The organism is Pseudoalteromonas sp. P1-9, assembly GCF_001399975.1.
Lineage (GTDB): Bacteria > Pseudomonadota > Gammaproteobacteria > Enterobacterales > Alteromonadaceae > Pseudoalteromonas.
This window is the reverse complement of record NZ_LKBD01000009.1, coordinates 99,279-120,264: the sequence shown is the minus strand read 5'-3', so window position 1 is coordinate 120,264 and position 20,986 is coordinate 99,279. Positions and strand designations below refer to the sequence as shown.

Genomic DNA, 20,986 nt, shown 5'->3' with positions numbered 1-20,986 from the left:
ATTTCATTGAGCTTTCTCCTTTTGGTTTGGTCGCCTTGAAGTTTAGCTGTTCGCTAAACTTCGGGGAGAAGGTTCAATAAGTATCAAGTTACTCAAAAGGACGCAAAACGCTTGGCTTGTGCTCCTTCGTCGCTAATTTTAGCCAAGCATTTATGCGCCCATTAGTAAGGCGTTAAGAGCCTATGAGATACATAGACGTAGAATGGAAGCATGATTTCAAAGATGAGCCTACAAGGCTTGTCTCAGAAATTGGAGCGGATGATTACGAAAAAAGAAAATTGGAGTTCTATCCTGATGGCTCAGTTGGATATGCTTTCGAATCAACAGAAAGCCTCAATACGAGGCTAGGTACTGATGTTGTGCCGCCCTTAGAAGAAATAAACTCACAACAAGAGTTTCGGGGGAAAACAATATCAAAAACGAAATTCGAGTTGCTTTGGCAGGAGTATGTGCCAAGTAGCTCTTAACAAGTTTAGGCAAGCGACGCCAAAAAGCAGCGCGCCTGCTAAAAGCGTTATATTGCAAGGAGGCTCAGATTGAGAATTATATTTGTCGTTATTTTATTTATGTTAGGTGGTTGCTCAAGTACTGATAACGAGGAAAGTAAATTTAGCAAAATGAAACACGTAAGCGGTAACACATATGTAGATTCGGAAGGGAAATACCATCAAAAGTTATCTTCAACGCAACAGTCAAGACTTCTTAAAGCTATTGAGAAAAGAGACAAAGAGTACAACTTACCGAGCAAATCAGAATACAACACTTGCCTAGAGTTGATTGATTTATTAAAAAGTAGAAGTATAGAAATACTCTCGATAAAAGAAAAAGAAGTGGAAATCAAAGTAAAGCATAATGTTACTACTACATATGGTTTTCCAATTGCGTCATGTATTAAAGGTTCAGCAACATACAAGCCCTTTAAACCCATGAAACAAAAAAATACAGGAGAATCTAATGCCACATTGTGTAATTGAGATTCAGATAACATTAATGGAAAAATACTAATTGAAGCGGTTCATAAAGGGGCGTTAGCGTCTGAATTGTTTGAACCGACAGGCAGCGATATCAAAGTGAGGGCGACTTCATTTTCAGAGTACAAAACTGGCGTTGTCGACCTTAAGTTTGTGCATGTAACACTTAAAATACTCTCAGGGCGCACCGTTGAACAAAAAGCGATGCTATCTAATACGGTATTAAACAACTTGCACAGCCTTTCATTAACGAATTGTTCAATCTCAGTTGAAGTGCAAGATATTGACCGCGCTAGCTATGCAAAAGTAATTGTGTGAGGCTTGCTAAATTTACCGAGAAGTGCTGTAAAGCGCTATTTTGTTTACCCTACAGCGCTTAAAAGTAATCAACGACTTGCTGCGTTTACAGCGTGGCTAAAAAGTGAAATGAACTCAACCTGTAACGACAACCCACCTGATACGTGAAATCCAATCTGTGCGCCGTTAACTGGCTAGCCACTTTTTAAACTCGCTGGTGCGTGTTTTACTGGTGATCAGTGGTTCGTTAATGTGACTTACGTTTACCGCCAGCGTTTCTTTGCCGTAATTTTCAAATGACGTAACAAAGTGAATATTCACAATATCGCTGCGATTCAGTCTGAAAAAGTGCTCGGGGTTAAGCTCGGCTTCAAGCTCGGTCATCGAATTGCCCGATAACAAATGGTGATTACCCGCACTATCGTACGCCGAAAGTACGCCCGACGCGGCGCGAATACATACCACATCTTCTACATTTAAAATGCTCACGGCATTGGCGTGTTTCAGCAAAAAGCGGGATTTATAGCGCTTTGTGCTTTGATTTTGAATTAGCTGCTTGGTTTGAGTTAAATTTGCTTTTAACGACTCATAATTTGTCATTGCGCTTGTAAAACGCTTATAGGTAAAAGGCTTTAATAAATACGCGATGCCTTGGTTATCAAAAGCTTGGGTCCAAAATGCGTTATACGAGGTCGTGAAAATAACGGGGCAAGGTAAATCGACTTCTTCAAAGGCGTTAAATACTTGGCCATCAAGCAATTCAATATCAGAAAAAATCAGGTCAACTTCAGGTTCAGCCTGAAAAAACGCAATGACATCGGCAACCTTGTCGCATATTTTTAGCACATTGGCATTTGCATCAAAGCGCGTGACGTAATTAACCAGTTTTTCCGCCGCCAGTGGTTCGTCTTCAATAATGACAATATTCATGCTACTTAAACTCCAAGAGGCAATGTAAGTGAAAAATGACCGTCGCTTTCATCTACTAAAATAGATTGGTTAAAAATGGCTTGGCACTGAGCATTTAAATGCGTCAAACCGATTTTGCTCGAGTGTGCTTTAAACGCTTTTAAGCGAAGCGGGTTTCTAATTACGATGCAATCGCTTTGAATATCTATGGTGATCTCAAGCGGGTTATCGCTACTTGCTGCGTTATGTTTTACCACATTTTCAATGGCAAGTTGCAGCGCACACGGGATAATTTCTGATGTGTTTGTCCCCTCGCCTTGTGTCACATTGAGCGTGTAAGCACCATTAAAGCGCGTATTGATAAGTGCCATATAATGGTTAGCAAACGCCAATTCATGGCTAAGTGGCACTAAATTTTTTGACTTATGTTCAAGAATATAACGATAAATATCACTGAACTGGGCTAAATATTCTTCTGCCTCATCGGGATCTTTCACAATTAAGGCCGACAATACATTTAAGTTATTAAATAAAAAATGCGGATCGATATGCTGTTGCAGCGTTTTTACTTGGCTATCGAGCAAGGCTTTGTCTTTTTTTGCCAAAATTAATTGCTGCCTTTGTAGTCGTGTTACCAACTCAAAGGCCAGCGAATAAGCGCCTACTAATGCATGTAACAAGGCATTCATACCAAGTGTTGCAACCATGTGCATGCTATCGACTTGCTGAATGCCAATGGCAGTTTCAAGCGCTATAACAAGCAAAGTCACTAACGTACTAAACACTAAGTTACTGGCAAAAAACACTTTAGCAATGTGCGCCGTTATTGAGCTGTTACCTTGTTTTACAAAGCGATAAACCTTAAGCGTTAGCCACTGGGCAATTACGCACTGTAAAAATATCCAAAACGGCGCATCTAAATGAATATTAAGGCTTTGCCCATTCGAGGTTGTTAATAGTGCTGCGTAAAGCACTATTAACAATGAAAAAACAAATAGAACCAGATAATTAATTGCCTTTGGCACGTGCTTATTCCTATTATTATTGTTCGGCGGTTTCTGGAAGGCGCATAATAACCTTTCCATTGGCATCTAAAAACTCTAGTTTGGCTTCACCGTCTTTCGTTACGACCATTTGAATACGTTTTTTACCATCCGCATCATTTAATTGCAGGCGAGAATCACCATTTAACGTGCCGTAAAATGCGCGGCGTGCACCGAGTAATTTATTCTCAACCATGTAGTTTTCAATTTCATTCATGGTTTTTGTATCGCCCACTTTTTGCGCTTCCATAAAGCGGTTGGTCATGTCAAAGTCCATCGCGCTGTCTGGTCTATCCATCACGGTTAAGCCGGTGATCATGTAATCATCCATTTCGATGTGTTGCATCATTAAAGTTTGATCTTGGTTGTAACGGTCAAATGACATGTGCAAACCGTGATTTACTTTGTCATTTACCTTTTCGCCGCGAAACACAAAGCCACCGTTTTCTGTCCCTTCATCGTTGTAGAAGATCATACCTGGGCGCGGTGAATTGTGTTTAAACACTTCTTTACCTTGCTTAATGGCACCTGGCGATTTATCTGAGTTAGCGAGTACCATGCGGTTATAGCCATTTTTCTCTACAATGTTTAAGCGCTCGACACTAATTTCTTCAAATTCAGCTACCGTTGGCTTAGCAAGGCCAACATAGCCCGCCAGTGACACTAAGCCAATGCTAAGAGCTGCGTTAATGCGTTTTTGTACAGTCAGTTGTTTTTCTACGTTGTTGTTATTCATGTTGTTATCTCGTTGATAGTCGTTATGAGCTGATAGGGCCTAGACTAACCACAAAAACTTCGCGTTTTAATGCAAAAACAACAAGTGGGGGGAAAATACGAATTAACAGGGGGAAAAATCAAATAAATGATTTTCCCACTCGTAAAAGCCGAAAATCGGCCGCACTATAAGCGGAAATCAGCAGTTTTAAAAGTGCTAGTTAATATAAATAATCAAGAATTCACAGTTTAGAATATGTTTTTTTGATAATTGTTTTATGGGTTTATACACATCAGCAGGGCGCGGGCCTAAATGCGTTTGTTTTTCTTCCTTTGCCAACTTAAATGTTTGGCTTAAATCTTTAAAATCGACTGTAAGATGATTATCTGCAAAAAACCATTGGCCCTTAAGTGTGTCGATTTTATCGCTGCCATCGCCTAATAGTTCATATTCTAAAACTGCTTGCCCGCCTTTGTTAAGCGCGAGTGTGCCGTCGGCAACATCACAATATTGCGTGCGTAAATAAGGCGGTAAGTCTACTTGCTCTTTACTGCCTGGTTTTCGCAGATAAAGCCCTAAATGTGCTTTGGAATAATAATGATTGCCTTCGCTAAAACGAAATTCGCGCGATGTTTTATGACCGTTCGCCAAAAGCCAATGATCAAGCAGCGCAATCACATCTGGCTGATTGTAGGTTGGGTTTAAAGCAAGCGATGCATCAGGAAACATCGCAGGCAGTGGAATATCGCTTAACACCACATCTATTTTTTGCTTTACGAGTTGCTCGCTCAGGCTACTTTTTAAGGCAGCAACTTCATTTTTAGAGTAGCCCTTTGTCACTAGGTGCAATTGTGTATTGGCACACGCAGTTAAAAATAAACACAATAAGAGCGTTAAATATTTCATATACATCCTTTTAATTACAAATGTAATCTTAACCCTAATAATTACACATGTAATCTTTTGCTTCAAACAATTATTTCCACTCTTGTGATTCAACGCAAAAAAGTAGTCATTTTTGATTTAAAGCAACCCATGCTTAAGGTAGGCTATTACTTTACGTTTAGTTGTTGTGACCGCCCTTATGCTCAAGTATGTTTGTTTAGCACTGGTTCTTTTTGCATGTGATTTGTTTTCATGTGACATTACCGTGCGAGTTGAGCAATATTCTGCACAATCACAGAAAGTTACGGGCCGCTGGCAAGGGCTCGATGTTGAACTAGCCGAGCTATTATTAAATGAAGCACACTGTGAATTCGATTTTGTCGATTTACCTTGGGCGCGCTCGCTTAAGCTGCTCGAAAATGGTGAAATTGATTTGATGATGTCGGTTACTAAAACCGACGAACGCGAGCAGTTTGCCTACTTTGTTGGTCCGCAACGCTTTGAAACTTTGGTATTTGTTAGCCCGCCCATGAGTGAAGAAATCACTCAAGTAACACAGCTTTTTTCACTAAATAACCCCGTTGCCATTCAAACAGGGTCGTTCTACGGCGAAGCCTTTATGAACACCTTGGCACAGTCTGAACGGAATAAAGATAAAATTGTTTGGGTGACAAATAATCAAACCAAAGCCATTTTATTAAAATCGCAGCGTATTTCAGGATACCTTGAGGCCAAACTCAATATCATGTTTGAACAACAACAAGGCACGGCAATGCCAAACTTGAAAATTCATCCGCTTATTGTAAACAAGGCTGCGGTTTATTTTGCGTTCAGCAAGCAGAGCGTTTCACCTGCGCTTGTTAGCAAACTAAAACACGCGTTTTTGGTGCTACAAAAAAGCGGTAAAATTGACGCTATCTTGGCTAAATACGGTGCTAAGTAATCACAAAAACCCATACCCTAAGTCAGCTTTTATTTACGTGATGTGATTTTACATAGGCATTTGGGGCTATGCCAAAATAATGTTTAAATGCGGTATTAAATGCCGACACCGATTCAAAGCCGAGTTGATGTGCAATATCTTGCTGACGATACCCTGCTTCTAATAACTCTACCGCTTTAAATGCTTTAAGCTTTTGTTTCCACTGTGAAAACCCCATATTCATTTGCTTATTGAACAAACGACTGAGCGTACGGCTTGATGCACCCACCTTTTCACCCCACTGTTCAATGGTGAGTTTATTCCCAGGGTTAGCCAAAAGCTCACTAATAATTGGCATTAAACGTACATCCTCACTTAGTGGCATCACAAAGTTAGTTTCTTTGGCAAGTTCAATACGGTCAATAAACACATCGATAAAACGCTGAGTTTTATCATCTAATTGATAGTCATCTTGCCACGTGCAGATCTCTAAAATAAACGCACGGAGTACACTATCGACTTCAATTGATTTGGCAGATGTGCCTAACCGTTCGGTAAACTTTTCATCAATATAAACACTGCGAAACTTACCGCCATAGCGACAAAAACTTTCATGCTCAAGCCCAGGTGGCAGCCAAAGCGCTTGCTGGGGCGGAATAATAAATTTGCCTTCCGGCGTAAAAAGCGTAAGTACGCCATTACTGGTATAAGCAAGCTGTCCCCACGTATGTTTATGGGTTTTTACATGCTCCCACGGCGGCATATTGGTGGCTCTTGGCAACACTGGTCTGCCAAGGATTTTCTTTTTAAAGCGAGAAGGAGTTGAGCGCCATTGGTTCATTAATGTGTATTATAATCTTGTCTGATTTTATAAATAGAATGTCATATATTCGATAACATGACAAAGCGTTACTGCTTTACACTTTTAGCGTTCTTATTCAAAACCGACAGGAGCGTCACTTTGCTTAACGCTATCAAATCTTATAAAGCCAGTCCCTTTAGCTTTTTAGCTATTGCCGGTGCAGTAATGGCATTTACCTTTTCAACGTGGAATGCACTGTTAAATAACTTTGCGATTGAAGCCGCTAATTTTAACGGCGCCAAAATAGGCATGTTGCAGTCACTTCGAGAAATACCGGGGTTTCTTGCCTTTACTGCGGTGTTTGTATTACTGGTATTAAAAGAGCAAACCTTTGCACTTATTTCTCTCGCGCTATTAGTAATCGGTGTAGCACTTACGGGGCTATTTCCAACAGTTTATGGTTTGTACGCAACCACAGTACTTATGTCGATTGGTTTTCATTACTATGAGACGATTAATCAATCACTGAGTTTGCAGTGGTTTAGTAAAGAAGAAGCGCCTGAAAAGCTCGGTAAGTTACTGTCTATCAAATCAATTGCATCACTGTGTGCATTTGCCATTATTTGGTTCTTGTTTACCTTTATGGCAACCTCGTATCAATTTGTTTATTTGTTTGTTGGTGGAATTGGCTTAGTTGCAACTCTTTGGCTTTGGCTCTCACACCCACACTTTCAGCAACACGCTGCACAAAACAAAAAACTGATTTTAAGAAAAGAGTATACCCTCTTCTATTTACTCACTTTTTTCTCAGGTGCAAGGCGTCAAATTTTCATGGTGTTTGCCGGCTTTTTAATGGTTGAAAAATTTGGTTACGGCGTTGCTGAAATTTCCGCACTTTATATGCTTAACCATCTACTGAATATATTTATTGCGCCAAAAATTGGCAAAATGATCGGTAAGATTGGCGAGCAGCGCGCATTATCAATCGAATATATTGGACTAATATTTGTATTTATTGGTTATGCTATTGTCGAAAGTGCAACCGGCGCTGCTGTGTTATATGTGATTGACCATATCTTTTTTGCGATGGCAATTGCCATTAAAACCTACTTCCAGAAAATCGCTCGCCCTGAAGACATTGCCGCAACAGCTGGCGTAAGTTTTACCATCAACCATATTGCTGCAGTAATTATTCCAGCAAGCTTTGGTTTAGTATGGCTTTACGATAATTCACTGGTGTTTTATTTTGGTGCAGTACTAGCGTTTTGTTCACTGATATTAAGTCAGTTTATTAACCCACATTTGGCACGAAAAGAAGCAACGTTGGTGTAACTTCTTTTGTAATCGCTACGTGTTAAGCATTTAAATATTTTAGATACTTAGCACGTATATCATGTTTTAAAGCGAGAGTTTATTCGGGACACGTTTGATGGCTACATTCAAGTTGTTTACACAAACGATAATTTTGAACATGACCAATAATCACAAAAAGCGACCCAACTAAAGTTAACCCTTTTTCAAAGAGTTCACCAAAGTCATGGCCAAATAACACCGCACCAATTAAGAGTAATAAACCGCCCAACCCCCAAGCCAAAACACGCCATGCTTTATGTCGTCTGCAGCCCATAAATAATGCACTACAACTGGTTAATAACACTGCAACAACCAGCATTTGGTGAAACGCTTCGTCAGCAAGCGTTTGTAAACCAATTGAAGGGATAAGCACAATACCTATTGGCAGTAATAAGCAGTGCACGATACACAATGAAGAAATACTAATGGCTAATTTATCTAGACGTTGTTGCACAAAATGATTCTCATCACAAATAATGAGATAATATAACATATCCATTTGAGTTATCAATAAGGATTATGGATCCTGCCCTAAAAGTGCAAAAGCACACTTACACAAAGCAACAGTTTCTCACAAAGCCTCACTAACACTTACAGAAAACCGAAACTGTGCGTTTTATAGTCTATTTACTGTTACTTTTTATCAAGGAATATAGAATGAAACACACGCTATTTTTAATCACATTTACACTATTAGTCACTGGCTGCGGCGGCTCATCAAAAAAAGATGATGCTGTTGTAATAACCCCGCCCTCAGCATTAATGCAACAAGCAGAACAAGATCGTATTAGTAATAATGCGGGTGCAATTTCAGTTGCCATTTATCATAAAGGCGAAGTCGTTTTTGCTGATGCGGTTGGCAATAAGCAGCCAAATAGTACCGAAAAAGCTGATAAAAACACCCTTTTTCAAATTGGCTCTACCACCAAAGTACTTACCAGCATTGCCGCACTTCAACTTGTTGAACAAAATCGTTTAGCGCTAGACGATAAACTTGTTGATCACCTACCAAATATAAACTTTCCTACTGAGCACGCTGCTTTTTGGCAAGCAATTGAGCTTGAATGGTTAATGACTCACAAGGGTGCGTTTGAAGATGACTATGAAGGCATTAGTGAAGATTCAGATTTAATTTCGTTTATGCGCGATGAATACACCATTGATAATGGTGTGCTTAACCAACCTGGACTTTTCTACAACTACTCTAACCCTAATTATTCGTATTTAGGTGCCGTGATCGCGTTAGAAAGTGGGCTTGATTATGCAAGTTATGTAGAGCAAGAAGTATTTACGCCACTTGCTATGACGCGCTCAACATTTTCAAATGAAGAAGTAAAAGCCGATGGCAATTTTGCGCTCAGTATTGATGACGGCAATAATCAAATTAAAAAGCACACCAGTATCGAGGAATTACTTTTCTCTGAAGTCGTATTACCAGCGGGGGGCAATACCTGGTCAACGCCAACAGAAATGCTTAATCTGGCAAAGCTCTTACTTCAAGGTAATGAAAATGTGCTTACACAGGCATCCTCGCAAACACTTAGCGGCAAACACGTATTAATACCCAATCCGCTGCCTGTTCATTATGGCTATGGCATGTTTGTCAGCGATGGTTTTATGTATGACAACAAATGGTACCCAATTAGGCATTTTGAACACGGTGGCAATGCTAATGCTTACACCAGCTTGTTTTATGTATTCCCAGATCATGACCTAGCAGTTTCAGTGCTTAGCAGCGGTGAGTCAGATAATTTATCAGGTACATTGATTGCAGCGCTTAAACATGTCAATGTGCTGCCAGAAGCACAGCCGTTTGAATTACCAGCCGTTAACACTGAGTTATTTGATAAATTTGCTGGTGAATACACCATTTATGGTTTGGATTTAACCATTACAAACATATCGGGCAAGCTACAGGTATCCATGCCAGCGCTTGACGCACAAGGGGTAACTTATAGCGAAACACTCACACCTGTCTCTGCTAATATGTTTGTTTTAACATTGAATGAGCAACAACTAGCTTTTAATTTTGTCTCAACTGATGAAGGGCAAAGCTATGACTACTTTGTGAGTCGGCAAGCCGTTGCAACACGTAAATCTGTTAGCGCCAGTGTGGGGCCAAATTCACATAATGCGTTACAACTAAACAAGCTTCTCAAAACTAACGACTAATGATCAATAACTATCAGCCGAGACACTCTCGGCTGATGTTTAACGCGCTAACACTTAAGAGCAACGCTCAATAAGGCTAACAGGTACTTGTTTTAAGTTTACTGTTTCATCACCTTTTAAGATCTCACACACCGCTTTGGCTATATCGTCCGCGTCAATTTTTACAGTACTGAGTGGCACACTCATTAGTTTAGAGTCGTCTAAATCATCAAAACCAATAACGCCAATATCCGTTCCGGGTTTAATATTTTGTTCGGCCAAATATTCCATCACACCGTATGCCACAATATCGTTAAAACACATTACCGATTCAATGCTTGGCACTTTTTCTAAACACATCGACATCGCCAATCGTCCGCCTTGGCGGTTAGTCGCACTATTAAATACCCAAGAGCTTACATCTGAGTGTTCATTAATAGCGTTTTTAAAACCTAATAATCGTTGATGATAATCCGAAATCGCATCATCACCTCCAATAAACGAAATTTGTTTATGGCCGCGTTTTATTAGTGCTTTGGTGGCGGTGTAAACCCCCTTTTCATTGTCAGGAATTACACAAGGTATAGTGCTACCGCTTACTTGACGCATAATACTCACCACTTGGGTTTGCATTGTTTGCAACTCTTCAAGCCACTGTGCTTCAGTATTGGGTGCAGGACAAATAATAAAGGCTTTAACCCGATATTCTTTCAGTTTGGCAACAATTTGCGTTTGTGTTTCTACATCTTCACTGGTGTTAACTAGCGTTGCCATTAGCCCTAACTGACGAACATGTTTTTCAAGTGCCACCGCCAATTTAGCAGAATACGGGTTAGTTAAATCATTAATGACTATGGCCACTAAGTCCGATGATTTACTGCGCATGGCTGCAGCATCTCGGTTATACACGTAACCGGTTTCTTCAATCGCCTTTAGCACTTTGTCTTTTGCTTTCGCACTTGTTTTTTCACTGCCGCGTAAAACTAACGATACAGTTGATTTAGACACCCCTGCAACGCGGGCAACATCATGAACTGTAACGGATTTTCCATCCTGTTGAGGGGACGCTTTTAGTGATTTATTTAATGAAGAGGTGTGATTTACCACTCAGCTTACCAGCTATAAATTTGGTTATTATGGCTTGTATTCTAACAAACTGATCAGTATATTCAAATTAAAATTGGAACGTTCCATTTTGTTTTATTTCGGCATGAGGCACACAATGAAAACAATAAGCCAGCACTGGCAACGTACAAAAAAAACCGCTTTATCCCTGTTTGCAAGCGGCGCAATGATGCTGACAACCCCTGTTGTATCGGCAAATACCCAATATGTAGACCCATTTATTGGCACTGGTGGTGATGGCCATACGTTTCCAGGAGCCGTTGTACCATTTGGCATGATGCAGTTAAGTCCAGATACCGATTCGGTATTTCGCGGTATCGACCCTCAACCCGAAATTTATAAACGCTGTGCAGGTTATCACTATGATGACACCACCATTGTTGGCTTTTCACATACTCATTTTAGTGGCACAGGGCATTCAGATTTAGGTGATTTACTGATGATGCCTATTACAGGAGAGGTAAAACTAGATGCGGGCACAGCCAAAAACCCTGATTTAGGTTACCGCTCGCGCTTTAACCATGAAAATGAAAGTGCGAGAGCTGGCTATTACCAAGTCTTACTTGAAGACTACAAAATAAATGCTGAATTAACCGCCACCACGCGTGTAGGCATGCATAAATACACCTTTAAAGAACACGATAAAGGCAGCGTACTACTCGATTTAACCCATGGTATTTATAACTTTAAAAACAAAGTAATTTGGAGCGATGTGCGCGTAATCAACGACCGCACTATTTTAGCGTACCGTGCAACTAACGGCTGGGCGAATAATCGTCAAATGTACTTTGCCATCGAGTTTTCTAAGCCTTTTAAAGACATTGAACTAATTAACCTCGATAACAGCCGTTATCGCTGTAATGGCTGTTTAAGCGAAGGTAGCGGTAAAAAACCATCAACCATTGTTAATTACAAAATTCCAGAAGCTGCAGGCAAAGCCCTTAAAGTAGTCGCTGATTTTGATAATTTAAAAGGCAACCCACTATTGGTTAAGGTGGGTATTTCTGCGGTAAGCAAGTCCAATGCTCTTGAAAATTTAAACAGTGAAATTCCACACTGGGATTTCGATAAAGTCGTAAAACAAGCTGACGATGTTTGGCATAAATCGCTCGATAAATTTGAAATTGACGGCTCGCTTTCACAAAAACGTCAGTTTTTCACCTCGGTTTATCATGCACTGCAAGCGCCAAGTGTGTATCAAGACGTCAACGGCCAATACCGCGGTGTTGATGGTGAAATCCACCAAGCAAAAGATCACACCCATTACACCTTGTTTTCGCTTTGGGATACTTACCGTGCACTTCATCCGCTCTTAACGTATGTTGCGCCGGAGAAAGTATCAGACATGATTGCCTCGATGCTTGATCACTACCAGCAAAGTTATGACAAAATGCTGCCTATTTGGTCATTCCACGGCCACGAAACTTGGACCATGATTGGTTATCATGCGGTATCGGTTATTGCCGACGCCTACCTAAAAGGCATTCGTGATTTTGATGTTGCCCTTGCCAAAGAAGCGATTTTAGCAACCGCAAACCACCCTCATTATGATGCCATTCCAGAATACAAACACTATGGCTATGTGCCACTTAATGTATTGCCCGAATCAACCTCGATCACCCTTGAATACGCTTACGACGATTATGCCATTGGCCAATTTTTAACAGCACTTGGCGATAATGAACTTGCAGCTGAGTACTATGAGCGTGCAACGTATTATCAAAATGTATTCGACCCAAGTGTTAAATTTATGCGCGGGCGCATGAAAGATGGTTCTTGGAACCCAGATTTTGACCCGCAAGAAGCGAAATACATGGGCGCATTTACCGAAGGTAACAGCTATCAATACAGCTTTTATGTGCCACAAGATGTGCACGGTTTAATTAACTTAAAAGGTGGCGACAAAGCGTTTATTGCACGTCTTAATGAGCTTTTTGAAACGGAACTTGCCTATGAAAAAATCAAAGAGCATGAAGACATTGCGGGTTTAATTGGCCAATACGCTCATGGTAACGAGCCAAGCCATCATATTGCTTATTTATACAATTACGCGGGTGAGCCATGGCGTACACAAGCACGCATTCGCCAAATTATGGATACCCTATCATCAGACAAACCTGATGGCCTTGCAGGGAATGACGACGTAGGGCAAATGTCGGCATGGTATATCTTCTCGGCGATGGGTTTTTACCCTGTTGCTCCCGGTGATTTAAGTTATGCACTCGGTGCACCACAACTGCCAAAAATTACCTTAAAACTTGCCAATAAAAAGCAATTTACTGTGCTTGCAAAGAACCTGTCAGCAGATAACAAATTTGTAAGCCAAGTATCACTTAATGGCAAACCGTTAAATCGCAGTTACATTACGCACGACGATATTATCTCAGGTGGCACCCTTGAATTCACCATGTCAGCAAAACCAAACAAAACCTTTGGTAATGCGTTATCGTCGCGTCCACCGTCACTTAGCAATCCGAAAAATCCAAATACATTGCATTAAAATTTTAATAAGAAACAACTATGAAACAGATTCTCTCTCGTTCATTGATGCTAATAACCCCGCTGCTGGCGCTAAGCGCCTGTGGCACGCATCAAGCTGATACCAGCAAAAGTGAAAAAAACGCCACAACGCAAACAGACTTTGTGCAAAACCCCGCACAATTTGTAAACCCGTTTATTGGCACCAAAGGCCCATTTAACCATCGCCAAGCAGCAAATGTTGTACCTGGCGCAGTTAAGCCTTTTGGTATGTTCAACTTCGGCCCTGAGCATGCGTATACCGAAGCGCTGATGGCTGAAAGTGAAGGCATTAGTAAACGTATCAACGAAGATAATGTGCGCATTCCCGTTTCGCCCGGTGGCTATAACTGGCAAGCAACACGCTTAAAAGGCTTTTCGTTTACCCGTTTATCGGGCACGGGCTGTTTAGGTGCATCGGGTGATGTGCCTGTACTACCTTTTAATCAAGCGATTAAACACTCCCCTGCCAGCGATAAAATTAATGCCTACTATGGCGCTAATTTTAGCCACGACGATGAAACGGCTATTCCAGGTTATTACCAAGTAGGGCTCGATTCAGGAATAGATGTGCGTTTAGCGGCTACCGACCGCACCGGTATTGCTGAATTTACTTTTTCGTCAAAAGAGCAGGCAAAACTGATTTTTAGAACGGCTTACTCGCAACTCGGCAGTGGCGATGCGTTTACCAAAGTAGATGCCGCCAAAGGCGAAGTGTCAGGTTATGTCACAAGTGGTAACTTCTGTGGCTACCTTGGCGAATACAACCGCCGCGATTACTACACACTGCATTTTGTTGCCAAAATTGATGCACCCATTACCGGTAGTGGCGCGTATGTCGACGACACAGTTTTGCCTAATGCGACCTCAAGTAAAGGCGGTATGGGTTATGGCGATACGGGCGTGCCAGAATGGGGCAAAGGCTCTGGCCTTTGGGTTGATTTAGACGTAAACGCTACCCAGCCTGTCACCATGCGTGTAGGCATTTCTTACGTAAGCCTTGAAAATGCCCGTGAAAACCTTGAAAAAGAGCAAGCTAGTCAAAGCTTTTCACAAGTAAAAGACAACGCTTATACCGCATGGAATGATGCCCTTGGACGCGTAAAAGTAAAATCAAACGATAGCGATTTGTTAACCACCTTTTATACGGCGCTCTTTCACAGCCAATTCCACCCTAATATCTTTAGTGATGTAAACGGTGAGTACCGCGGTTTTGACCAACAAGTTCATACTGTGAGCGCTAACCAAACGGCGCAATATGCTAATTTTTCCGGCTGGGATGTCTATCGCTCACAGTTGCAGTTAATTAGCTTAACGCATCCCGATGTGGCAAGTGATATTGCCCAATCGCTGTTTAATCAAGCCAATCAGTTTAACGGCATTTGGGATAGATGGACGCACAACAATGGCCCAACAGGGGTAATGAGTGGCGACCCATCAACTATTGCGATTGCCAACTTTAAAGCCTTTGGAGCTGATACATTTGATGTCGCAGGTGCTTATCAATCGCTTTATAAAGCAGCCACAGAGCCAACCGAATATGATTTATCAAATGTCGGGTGCCCAGTATTTTGTCGCGGTCAAAAGCCATCACTTGATGAATGGTTAAGTCTCAATTACTTATCGGATCAATCTAATTCATGGGAAGGTGCCAGCGAAACGCTAGAGCAAGTATCTGCTGATTTTGCACTTTCACAACTGGCAGCGCGTCTTGGCAAAACTAAACACAGCCAAACGCTGCTTGAACGTTCAAGCTACTGGAAAAACCTTTATAACCCTAAAGCCACAGAGCAATTAGGTTATATTCAAGGACGCAATCAAGAGGGTAGCTGGAAAGAAAAATTCGACCCATTTAGCGGCCACTTGTTTGTTGAAGGCAGCCCAGCGCAGTATTTATGGATGCTACCGTTTGACGGCCAAGGCCTAAACGAGTTGCTGGGTGGCGATGAGGTGATGGCATCCCGTTTAGATAGTCATTTCCGAAAGCCCGATGGTAGCTGGGTGCTGTATCGCGATTCAGCCGAATATGCCGATGTATCAAATCAGCCATCAATTGCGACTCCATGGATGTATTTATATACCGGTAAAGCCTATAAAACGCAGCAAACTGTGCGCGAAACCATGAATCAACTTTGGCATAACACGGTATCTGGCATTCCGGGGCAAGATGATTTAGGGCAAATGTCGTCATGGTATGTGTTCTCAGCCCTTGGCATGTACCCGTTTTATCCAGGTCGCGCTGATATGGTGCTTTCAAGCCCAGCGTTTGAAAAAGCAAAGATTGGTAATATTACCGCTAGCGCACCAAACGCAAGCGCAGATCACATTTACATTAAATCACTCAAGGTAAATGGTAAGCCATCAATGCAAAGCTGGATTAACGAAAACCATGTCAACGCGCCACAACACCTTGAATTTACCCTGAGCACAACACCAAACAAGACGTTTGGCCAAGCACAAGCACACCGCCCGCCGTCGTTTTCAACATCATCAATAGTTGCAACTAAGCTTGTTGGAGATAAACCCTAATGGCCAAGCAAATTAATCAAACCATGGCGTTTTACGCCATGACCACTTTGTTTTTTATTTGGGGTTTTATCACCGCGCTGAATGATATTTTAATCCCCTTTTTAAAAGCAGAGTTTTCACTTAGCTATACCCAAGCCATGCTGGTGCAGTTTTGTTTTTTTGGCGCTTACTTTTTAGTATCGCCACTGGCTGGCCGCATGGTTTCCAAATTTGGCTATCGTAATGGTGTATTTATTGGCTTATCTACCCTTGCCCTTGGCTGCTTGCTGTTTATTCCTGCCGCCAGCATTAAAGAATATGCACTCTTTTTAGCAGCGTTGTTTGTACTTGCAGGCGGTATTACCATGCTGCAAGTCTCAGCTAACCCTTATGTAAACTGTTTAGGGGAAGAAAAACACGCTGCAAGTCGCTTAAACCTCGCACAGGCGATTAACTCCCTAGGTCATACCGCAGGGCCATTGTTTGGTACTTACTTTATTTTGTCAGCAACATCGCAAAATGCAGGTGCCGAGCAAGTGCAACTGCCCTATTTTTTAATCGCCTTAGCTGCGATTACCATTGCCTGCTCTTTTAAGTTTATTAAGTTACCTAAGCTTGATTTTGAACAGCAAAGTGATAGCCAAACAAAAGAGTCGATTTGGCAACATAAACACCTTGTTTTAGGCGCACTTGGCATCTTTTTATATGTGGGTGCTGAAGTATCAATTGGCGGCTTTTTAGTAAACTACTTTGAATCCCCTGACATTGGTGGCTTAACCACCGCACAAGCAGGCCATATGGTGGCCTATTATTGGGGTGGCGCGATGATTGGCCGCTTTATAGGTTCTGCGTTAATGCGACAGTTCTCACCCAGCTATGTACTCGCCTTTAATGCCATTATGGCAGTTGTGTTGTTAATCGTTACGGTATTTAGCAGCGGCAAAATCGCGATGTGGAGCGTACTCGCTGTTGGCTTTTTTAACTCGATTATGTTCCCAACCATCTTTAGTTTAGCGATTCGTGGTTTAGGGCAGCTTACTGCAAAAGGTTCGGGGCTACTGTGCCAAGCCATTGTGGGTGGTGCTGTGTTCCCGTTAATCCAAGCAGTTGTTGCCGATGCATTTTCAGTACAGCTTAGCTTTTTAGTGCCTGTGTTGGCGTACGTGTATATTGTGTTTTTTGCCATTAGCCAGCACCGGGTTAGTGCTCAAAAGGAGTTACCCGCATGAGCAAAGTGATCTGTTACGGCGAAGCCTTGATTGATTTTTTACAAATTAATCAACACAACCAAGAAGGCGTAAATTTATCGGATTACCGTCAGTTTCCGGGTGGTGCACCAGCGAATGCCGCTGTCGCCCTTGCCAAACTGGGTGGTAAATCACATTTTGTTGGTCAAGTCGGTAATGATCAGTTTGGCCATTTTTTAATTAATAGTCTTCGCCATTACGGTGTTAATACTGACTGCACGCTTATACACAAAAGTGCTCCTACGCCACTTGCGTTTGTGCATTTAGATGCGCACGGTGAACGCAGTTTTACCTTTATGCGAAAAGGCAGTGCTGACTTAAAACTTCGCCCAGATGACATTAAATCACAGTGGTTTACACACGCTTCGTTAATGCACTTTTGCAGTAATACACTCACTGAAAAAAGTGCCATAGACACTACACAAGCGGTACTTGAACACGCCAACGAAAACAATTTAACCATTTGTTTTGATGTGAATTTACGCGCTAATTTATGGCAAAATTCAGCACTTAATATCCCGCTTATTAATGAGTTTGTAAAAAAAGCGCATGTGGTGAAATTTGCCCGAGAAGAGTTCGAACTGCTTTATCAAAATGAAGCTGAAGACTATATCAACAAGTGCTTTAACGGCAATTGCGAGCTGTTACTTATCACGGGTGGCGGTGACGACATTGAATACATAACCAAACATTGCCGAGGCAGTATTAGCCCTGCTAAAGCAAAGGTGGTTGATACCACCGCGGGCGGCGATGGGTTTATTGGCGCAATTTTGTATCTATTGAGTGATCGTATTTCGTTAAGTGAACTCACTGATAATGAAAACGCGCTTAAAAGTGCCGTTGCTTTTGCCAGTTGCGCAGGTGCCCTTGCCGTGAGTCGCCAAGGCGCTTTTCCTGCACTGCCCTCATTAAATGAGGTAAACACCCTTTTTAACCAGCAATTTAGCGCCCTCACCGGCGCATTTTTTTAGAGAACGCACGTGAACTTTTATAACGCTGATTTTTTAACACATCACAGTCAGTCGATTGTTAACTTTTATACCGACCGATGTGTCGATAACGACCTTGGCGGCTACTACCAAAACTATTTAGACGATGGCTCATTATTTAAAGCTGGCTTTCGCCAACTTGTGAGCAGTACACGTATGGTGATTAACTTTTGCCGCGCCGCTAAGCATTTTAAAAACAACGAATATTTAACCCTTGCAAAGCATGGTCTTGATTATATTGAAGCGCATCATTGGATTGCAAAAACGAAGCAATACGCGTGGACGCTTGACGATAACCAGCCACAAGATATGACTCAGCAAGCCTATGGCTATGCCTTTGTGTTACTGTGCTACGCCCATTGTTACAAAGCAGGCGTAATTTCATCCGATCGAAAAATTGATGAAACCTTTGAGCTACTCGAATCACGTTTTTGGCAAGCCAATGAAGGCATTTACGCCGACACCATTTATGCCAACGGTGAGCTATGTGAATACCGCGGCCAAAATGCCAATATGCATATTTGCGAAGCGCTTATTAGTGCCTACAGTGCAACTAATGAACGCCGTTATTTAAAACGAGCACAACACCTTGCCGAGCGTTTTTGTTTTGAACTATCTGAACAGAGCTTAGGCTTGGTATATGAGCATTTTACGCCAGCCCTTTTGCCTGATTTTGATTACAATAAAGACGATGCTAAAAACTTGTATCGCCCATGGGGTTTTCAACCCGGCCACCAAACAGAATGGGCTAAGTTATTACTTCAAATTAATTTTTTTGAAGCAAAACCAAAGTTTGTTGAAAAAGCGCAGCACTTGTTTGATGTTGCTTTTGCTAACGCATGGGATAACACCCATGGCGGTTTAGTGTATGGCTTTGATACACATTACATCACCTGCGACAGCGACAAATACTTTTGGGTGCAAGCCGAAAGTTTTGCAGCCGCTGCATTACTTTTTGATGCGACACAAAACAATGCTTACTTAACCCATTACAACGCCCTTTGGCAGTATTGCTGGCAGTATTTTGTCGATCATGACCATGGTGCATGGTATCGGGTATTAAAAGAGAACAATCAAAAATACAGTGCTAAAAAAAGCGAAGCGGGAGCAAAGTGCGACTATCATACGCTAGGCGCGTGTTTTGATGTATTGGAATATACCACCAACCCGTTTCCAACCAATTGACACATTCCCCCAATGTGCCTCAAAGCCAAGCATTGTGCTTGGCTTTTTTACGTCTAGTCAATCGTGATTTTACGTGTAATAACACGTGATACACCCACTACCCACCTTATCCTATTCTTGAATGCATAAGATTTATGTCTGTGAGTAGGTTACTTTGCAATACGCTATGCATTTAAAATCATTAGTAAAACAAAATATTTCAGGGCAGTGGCAATTTTTTGTAAGTTCGTTATTCGATACCTTAGAAGCATCTTATCCCGCACAAGAGCGAGTTTCGTTTTTAACTAAAATGGGCAAACATGCCAGCCGCTCGTTAGACATTCACCCCGAGCTAACATTAGTTGAACTCAATGAACGCATAAACCAGTTTTGGTTTGAACGTCGCTGGGGTCACTGCAATATTTTTGAAAAAGACAATGGCTTAGTAATTGAACATTACATTTCACCGCTCTGTGCTATTTTAAAACCCGAACACCAAGAATACGGTGACGCGTTTTTAACAGGGCTTTATTCCGAGTGGCTAAAAAACGCCAGCGCACCATACCAAGGCATTATTAAGAAAGTGAATGCCGAAAACATTGATGACATTGCAGTGCGTTTAAGCTACCACGTCATTTAGGAAAGACTATGACGACTCAATATCCTGCTTGTAACAATGTTATTCATGTCACTTTTGCAAAAAAGCAAATGCATTCTAAACACATGCCAAAACAAGATGAAACACTCGCAGAAATGTTTAAACGACATAAAGTTGTGGTGCCTTCTGATCTGATTTTTAAATACAAATAAAGTAAATAATGTCAGACAGTTGCCGATAATAAAAAGCGTTATAAAATATAACTAAAATTCTCCTCAAAAATAAAATAGGAATTAACAAAATGGATAATAATCCTACGGTTAAAATCATCGTTGACTTCGCCGGTATTTTTCAAAACATCGACCAGAAAGTAGTATATTGTAAAAATTACTTTGCATTAGTCGGTGATAAGTTTATTTCTTACGACACTGAGCATGATCCTAAGAAAATGATTACGATTACAGAGCCAGCGAAACCATCTTTACCACCAATTATTACCCTAAAAGGTGACAGTAGCATTTTCGATTTCAAAGTTTTTGATTTAGCGACAGGAAATGAAGCAACAAACACATTTCTAGATTGGTTTCATGACAGTGCATTGAAACCTGTAAAGTTAGGCGTAAACAGTAATGTTACTAGCTATCAACAATTAAGTTCAGGTACGCTTGATGTAACTATGATGTTGGTTGCACAAAACCCGACTGATAAACAAGAATACACGATTGGGTGGGATCCGACTATCGAAGTCGTCGATCTTTAAGTAGGTATAATATCGAGTAGTGGTTTGAAC

General features: G+C 41.4%; 21 protein-coding genes. 14 read left to right on the top strand and 7 right to left on the bottom strand.

The annotated features are described in order from the left end of the window. The first annotated feature begins 182 nt into the window (after window positions 1-182). The 3 genes from AN214_RS08495 (at window position 183) to AN214_RS08485 (ending at window position 1,289) form a co-directional block, all read left to right on the top strand. Window positions 183-467: a DUF6881 domain-containing protein gene (locus AN214_RS08495; protein WP_054979335.1), complete on the top strand. Its 285-nt coding sequence runs from the start codon at window positions 183-185 to the stop codon at window positions 465-467. A 69-nt stretch (window positions 468-536) separates the two neighbouring features. After that, entirely contained in the window at window positions 537-974 is a 438-nt protein-coding gene (locus AN214_RS08490; RefSeq protein WP_054979334.1) for a hypothetical protein, read from the top strand. Between the two features lie 66 nt (window positions 975-1,040). Continuing rightward, the gene (locus tag AN214_RS08485) at window positions 1,041-1,289 is read left to right on the top strand and encodes a 5-carboxymethyl-2-hydroxymuconate Delta-isomerase (RefSeq protein ID WP_235576726.1); all 249 of its coding nucleotides are present in this window, start codon (window positions 1,041-1,043) and stop codon (window positions 1,287-1,289) included. A 165-nt stretch (window positions 1,290-1,454) separates the two neighbouring features. Here the strand turns inward: AN214_RS08485 and AN214_RS08480 are convergent, their stop codons facing one another. From AN214_RS08480 to AN214_RS08465, 4 genes are all read right to left on the bottom strand, one after another. Next, on the bottom strand, window positions 1,455-2,198 hold the full coding sequence (locus AN214_RS08480; RefSeq protein WP_054979333.1) for a LytTR family DNA-binding domain-containing protein: 744 nt from the start codon (window positions 2,196-2,198) through the stop codon (window positions 1,455-1,457). Window positions 2,199-2,203: 5 nt separating this feature from the next. Then, the gene (locus AN214_RS08475; protein WP_054979332.1) at window positions 2,204-3,202 is read right to left on the bottom strand and encodes a sensor histidine kinase; all 999 of its coding nucleotides are present in this window, start codon (window positions 3,200-3,202) and stop codon (window positions 2,204-2,206) included. A 16-nt stretch (window positions 3,203-3,218) separates the two neighbouring features. Next, window positions 3,219-3,956, bottom strand: a complete 738-nt coding sequence (locus tag AN214_RS08470; protein ID WP_054979331.1) for a hypothetical protein — start codon at window positions 3,954-3,956, stop codon at window positions 3,219-3,221. A 195-nt stretch (window positions 3,957-4,151) separates the two neighbouring features. Beyond that, the gene (locus AN214_RS08465) at window positions 4,152-4,841 is read right to left on the bottom strand and encodes a hypothetical protein (RefSeq protein WP_054979330.1); all 690 of its coding nucleotides are present in this window, start codon (window positions 4,839-4,841) and stop codon (window positions 4,152-4,154) included. A 178-nt stretch (window positions 4,842-5,019) separates the two neighbouring features. Between AN214_RS08465 and AN214_RS08460 the strand changes: the two genes are divergently transcribed. Beyond that, the gene (locus AN214_RS08460; protein ID WP_054979329.1) at window positions 5,020-5,763 is read left to right on the top strand and encodes an ABC transporter substrate-binding protein; all 744 of its coding nucleotides are present in this window, start codon (window positions 5,020-5,022) and stop codon (window positions 5,761-5,763) included. 22 nt (window positions 5,764-5,785) lie between these two features. Here the strand turns inward: AN214_RS08460 and AN214_RS08455 are convergent, their stop codons facing one another. After that, window positions 5,786-6,583: a helix-turn-helix domain-containing protein gene (locus AN214_RS08455; protein WP_054979328.1), complete on the bottom strand. Its 798-nt coding sequence runs from the start codon at window positions 6,581-6,583 to the stop codon at window positions 5,786-5,788. 120 nt (window positions 6,584-6,703) lie between these two features. Here AN214_RS08455 and AN214_RS08450 point away from each other — a divergent pair, with 120 nt between their 5' ends. Beyond that, the gene (locus tag AN214_RS08450) at window positions 6,704-7,876 is read left to right on the top strand and encodes an MFS transporter (protein ID WP_054979327.1); all 1,173 of its coding nucleotides are present in this window, start codon (window positions 6,704-6,706) and stop codon (window positions 7,874-7,876) included. Window positions 7,877-7,955: 79 nt separating this feature from the next. On the opposite strand, the gene AN214_RS08445 is transcribed toward AN214_RS08450, so the two are convergent. After that, a complete protein-coding gene (locus tag AN214_RS08445) occupies window positions 7,956-8,396 on the bottom strand; it encodes a MerC domain-containing protein (protein WP_235576725.1) in 441 nt (146 codons plus the stop codon). A 158-nt stretch (window positions 8,397-8,554) separates the two neighbouring features. Between AN214_RS08445 and AN214_RS08440 the strand changes: the two genes are divergently transcribed. After that, entirely contained in the window at window positions 8,555-10,069 is a 1,515-nt protein-coding gene (locus AN214_RS08440; protein ID WP_054979326.1) for a serine hydrolase, read from the top strand. Between the two features lie 54 nt (window positions 10,070-10,123). Here the strand turns inward: AN214_RS08440 and AN214_RS08435 are convergent, their stop codons facing one another. Next, on the bottom strand, window positions 10,124-11,155 hold the full coding sequence (locus AN214_RS08435) for a LacI family DNA-binding transcriptional regulator (protein ID WP_054979325.1): 1,032 nt from the start codon (window positions 11,153-11,155) through the stop codon (window positions 10,124-10,126). Window positions 11,156-11,270: 115 nt separating this feature from the next. Between AN214_RS08435 and AN214_RS08430 the strand changes: the two genes are divergently transcribed. From AN214_RS08430 to AN214_RS08400, 8 genes are all read left to right on the top strand, one after another. Then, window positions 11,271-13,673, top strand: a complete 2,403-nt coding sequence (locus tag AN214_RS08430; RefSeq protein ID WP_152960743.1) for a GH92 family glycosyl hydrolase — start codon at window positions 11,271-11,273, stop codon at window positions 13,671-13,673. A 20-nt stretch (window positions 13,674-13,693) separates the two neighbouring features. After that, window positions 13,694-16,219 carry a GH92 family glycosyl hydrolase gene (locus AN214_RS08425; protein ID WP_054979324.1) on the top strand — a complete coding sequence of 842 codons (2,526 nt, stop codon included), beginning with the start codon at window positions 13,694-13,696 and terminating at the stop codon, window positions 16,217-16,219. After that, window positions 16,219-17,427 (top strand): sugar MFS transporter, encoded by a 1,209-nt coding sequence (locus AN214_RS08420; protein WP_054979323.1) that lies wholly within the window; start codon window positions 16,219-16,221, stop codon window positions 17,425-17,427. Before AN214_RS08425 ends, AN214_RS08420 begins: the two co-directional genes overlap by 1 nt. Further along, window positions 17,424-18,416, top strand: coding sequence for a carbohydrate kinase (locus AN214_RS08415; RefSeq protein WP_054979322.1), 993 nt, complete (start codon window positions 17,424-17,426; stop codon window positions 18,414-18,416). The genes AN214_RS08420 and AN214_RS08415 overlap by 4 nt, the downstream gene beginning before the upstream one ends. A gap of 9 nt (window positions 18,417-18,425) precedes the next feature. Next, window positions 18,426-19,619: an AGE family epimerase/isomerase gene (locus AN214_RS08410; protein WP_054979321.1), complete on the top strand. Its 1,194-nt coding sequence runs from the start codon at window positions 18,426-18,428 to the stop codon at window positions 19,617-19,619. A 166-nt stretch (window positions 19,620-19,785) separates the two neighbouring features. Next, window positions 19,786-20,238, top strand: coding sequence for a cellulose biosynthesis protein BcsD (gene bcsD / locus AN214_RS08405; protein ID WP_010559468.1), 453 nt, complete (start codon window positions 19,786-19,788; stop codon window positions 20,236-20,238). A gap of 8 nt (window positions 20,239-20,246) precedes the next feature. Continuing rightward, the gene (locus tag AN214_RS22665) at window positions 20,247-20,408 is read left to right on the top strand and encodes a hypothetical protein (protein ID WP_161805670.1); all 162 of its coding nucleotides are present in this window, start codon (window positions 20,247-20,249) and stop codon (window positions 20,406-20,408) included. Between the two features lie 89 nt (window positions 20,409-20,497). Next, window positions 20,498-20,956 (top strand): hypothetical protein, encoded by a 459-nt coding sequence (locus AN214_RS08400; protein WP_054979320.1) that lies wholly within the window; start codon window positions 20,498-20,500, stop codon window positions 20,954-20,956. Window positions 20,957-20,986 lie beyond the last annotated feature (30 nt).

Bases quoted from the DNA above. Each gene is read 5' to 3' on its own strand.
- AN214_RS08455 (WP_054979328.1), bottom strand. From the start codon at position 6,583: ATGAACCAATGGCGCTCAACTCCTTCTCGCTTTAAAAAGAAAATCCTT.
- AN214_RS08400 (WP_054979320.1), top strand. From the start codon at position 20,498: ATGGATAATAATCCTACGGTTAAAATCATCGTTGACTTCGCCGGTATT.
- AN214_RS08465 (WP_054979330.1), bottom strand. From the start codon at position 4,841: ATGAAATATTTAACGCTCTTATTGTGTTTATTTTTAACTGCGTGTGCC.
- AN214_RS08460 (WP_054979329.1), top strand. From the start codon at position 5,020: ATGCTCAAGTATGTTTGTTTAGCACTGGTTCTTTTTGCATGTGATTTG.
- AN214_RS08445 (WP_235576725.1), bottom strand. From the start codon at position 8,396: ATGGATATGTTATATTATCTCATTATTTGTGATGAGAATCATTTTGTG.
- AN214_RS08420 (WP_054979323.1), top strand. From the start codon at position 16,219: ATGGCCAAGCAAATTAATCAAACCATGGCGTTTTACGCCATGACCACT.
- AN214_RS08425 (WP_054979324.1), top strand. From the start codon at position 13,694: ATGAAACAGATTCTCTCTCGTTCATTGATGCTAATAACCCCGCTGCTG.
- bcsD (WP_010559468.1), top strand. From the start codon at position 19,786: ATGCATTTAAAATCATTAGTAAAACAAAATATTTCAGGGCAGTGGCAA.
- AN214_RS22665 (WP_161805670.1), top strand. From the start codon at position 20,247: ATGACGACTCAATATCCTGCTTGTAACAATGTTATTCATGTCACTTTT.
- AN214_RS08440 (WP_054979326.1), top strand. From the start codon at position 8,555: ATGAAACACACGCTATTTTTAATCACATTTACACTATTAGTCACTGGC.
- AN214_RS08470 (WP_054979331.1), bottom strand. From the start codon at position 3,956: ATGAATAACAACAACGTAGAAAAACAACTGACTGTACAAAAACGCATT.
- AN214_RS08495 (WP_054979335.1), top strand. From the start codon at position 183: ATGAGATACATAGACGTAGAATGGAAGCATGATTTCAAAGATGAGCCT.
- AN214_RS08480 (WP_054979333.1), bottom strand. From the start codon at position 2,198: ATGAATATTGTCATTATTGAAGACGAACCACTGGCGGCGGAAAAACTG.
- AN214_RS08415 (WP_054979322.1), top strand. From the start codon at position 17,424: ATGAGCAAAGTGATCTGTTACGGCGAAGCCTTGATTGATTTTTTACAA.
- AN214_RS08430 (WP_152960743.1), top strand. From the start codon at position 11,271: ATGAAAACAATAAGCCAGCACTGGCAACGTACAAAAAAAACCGCTTTA.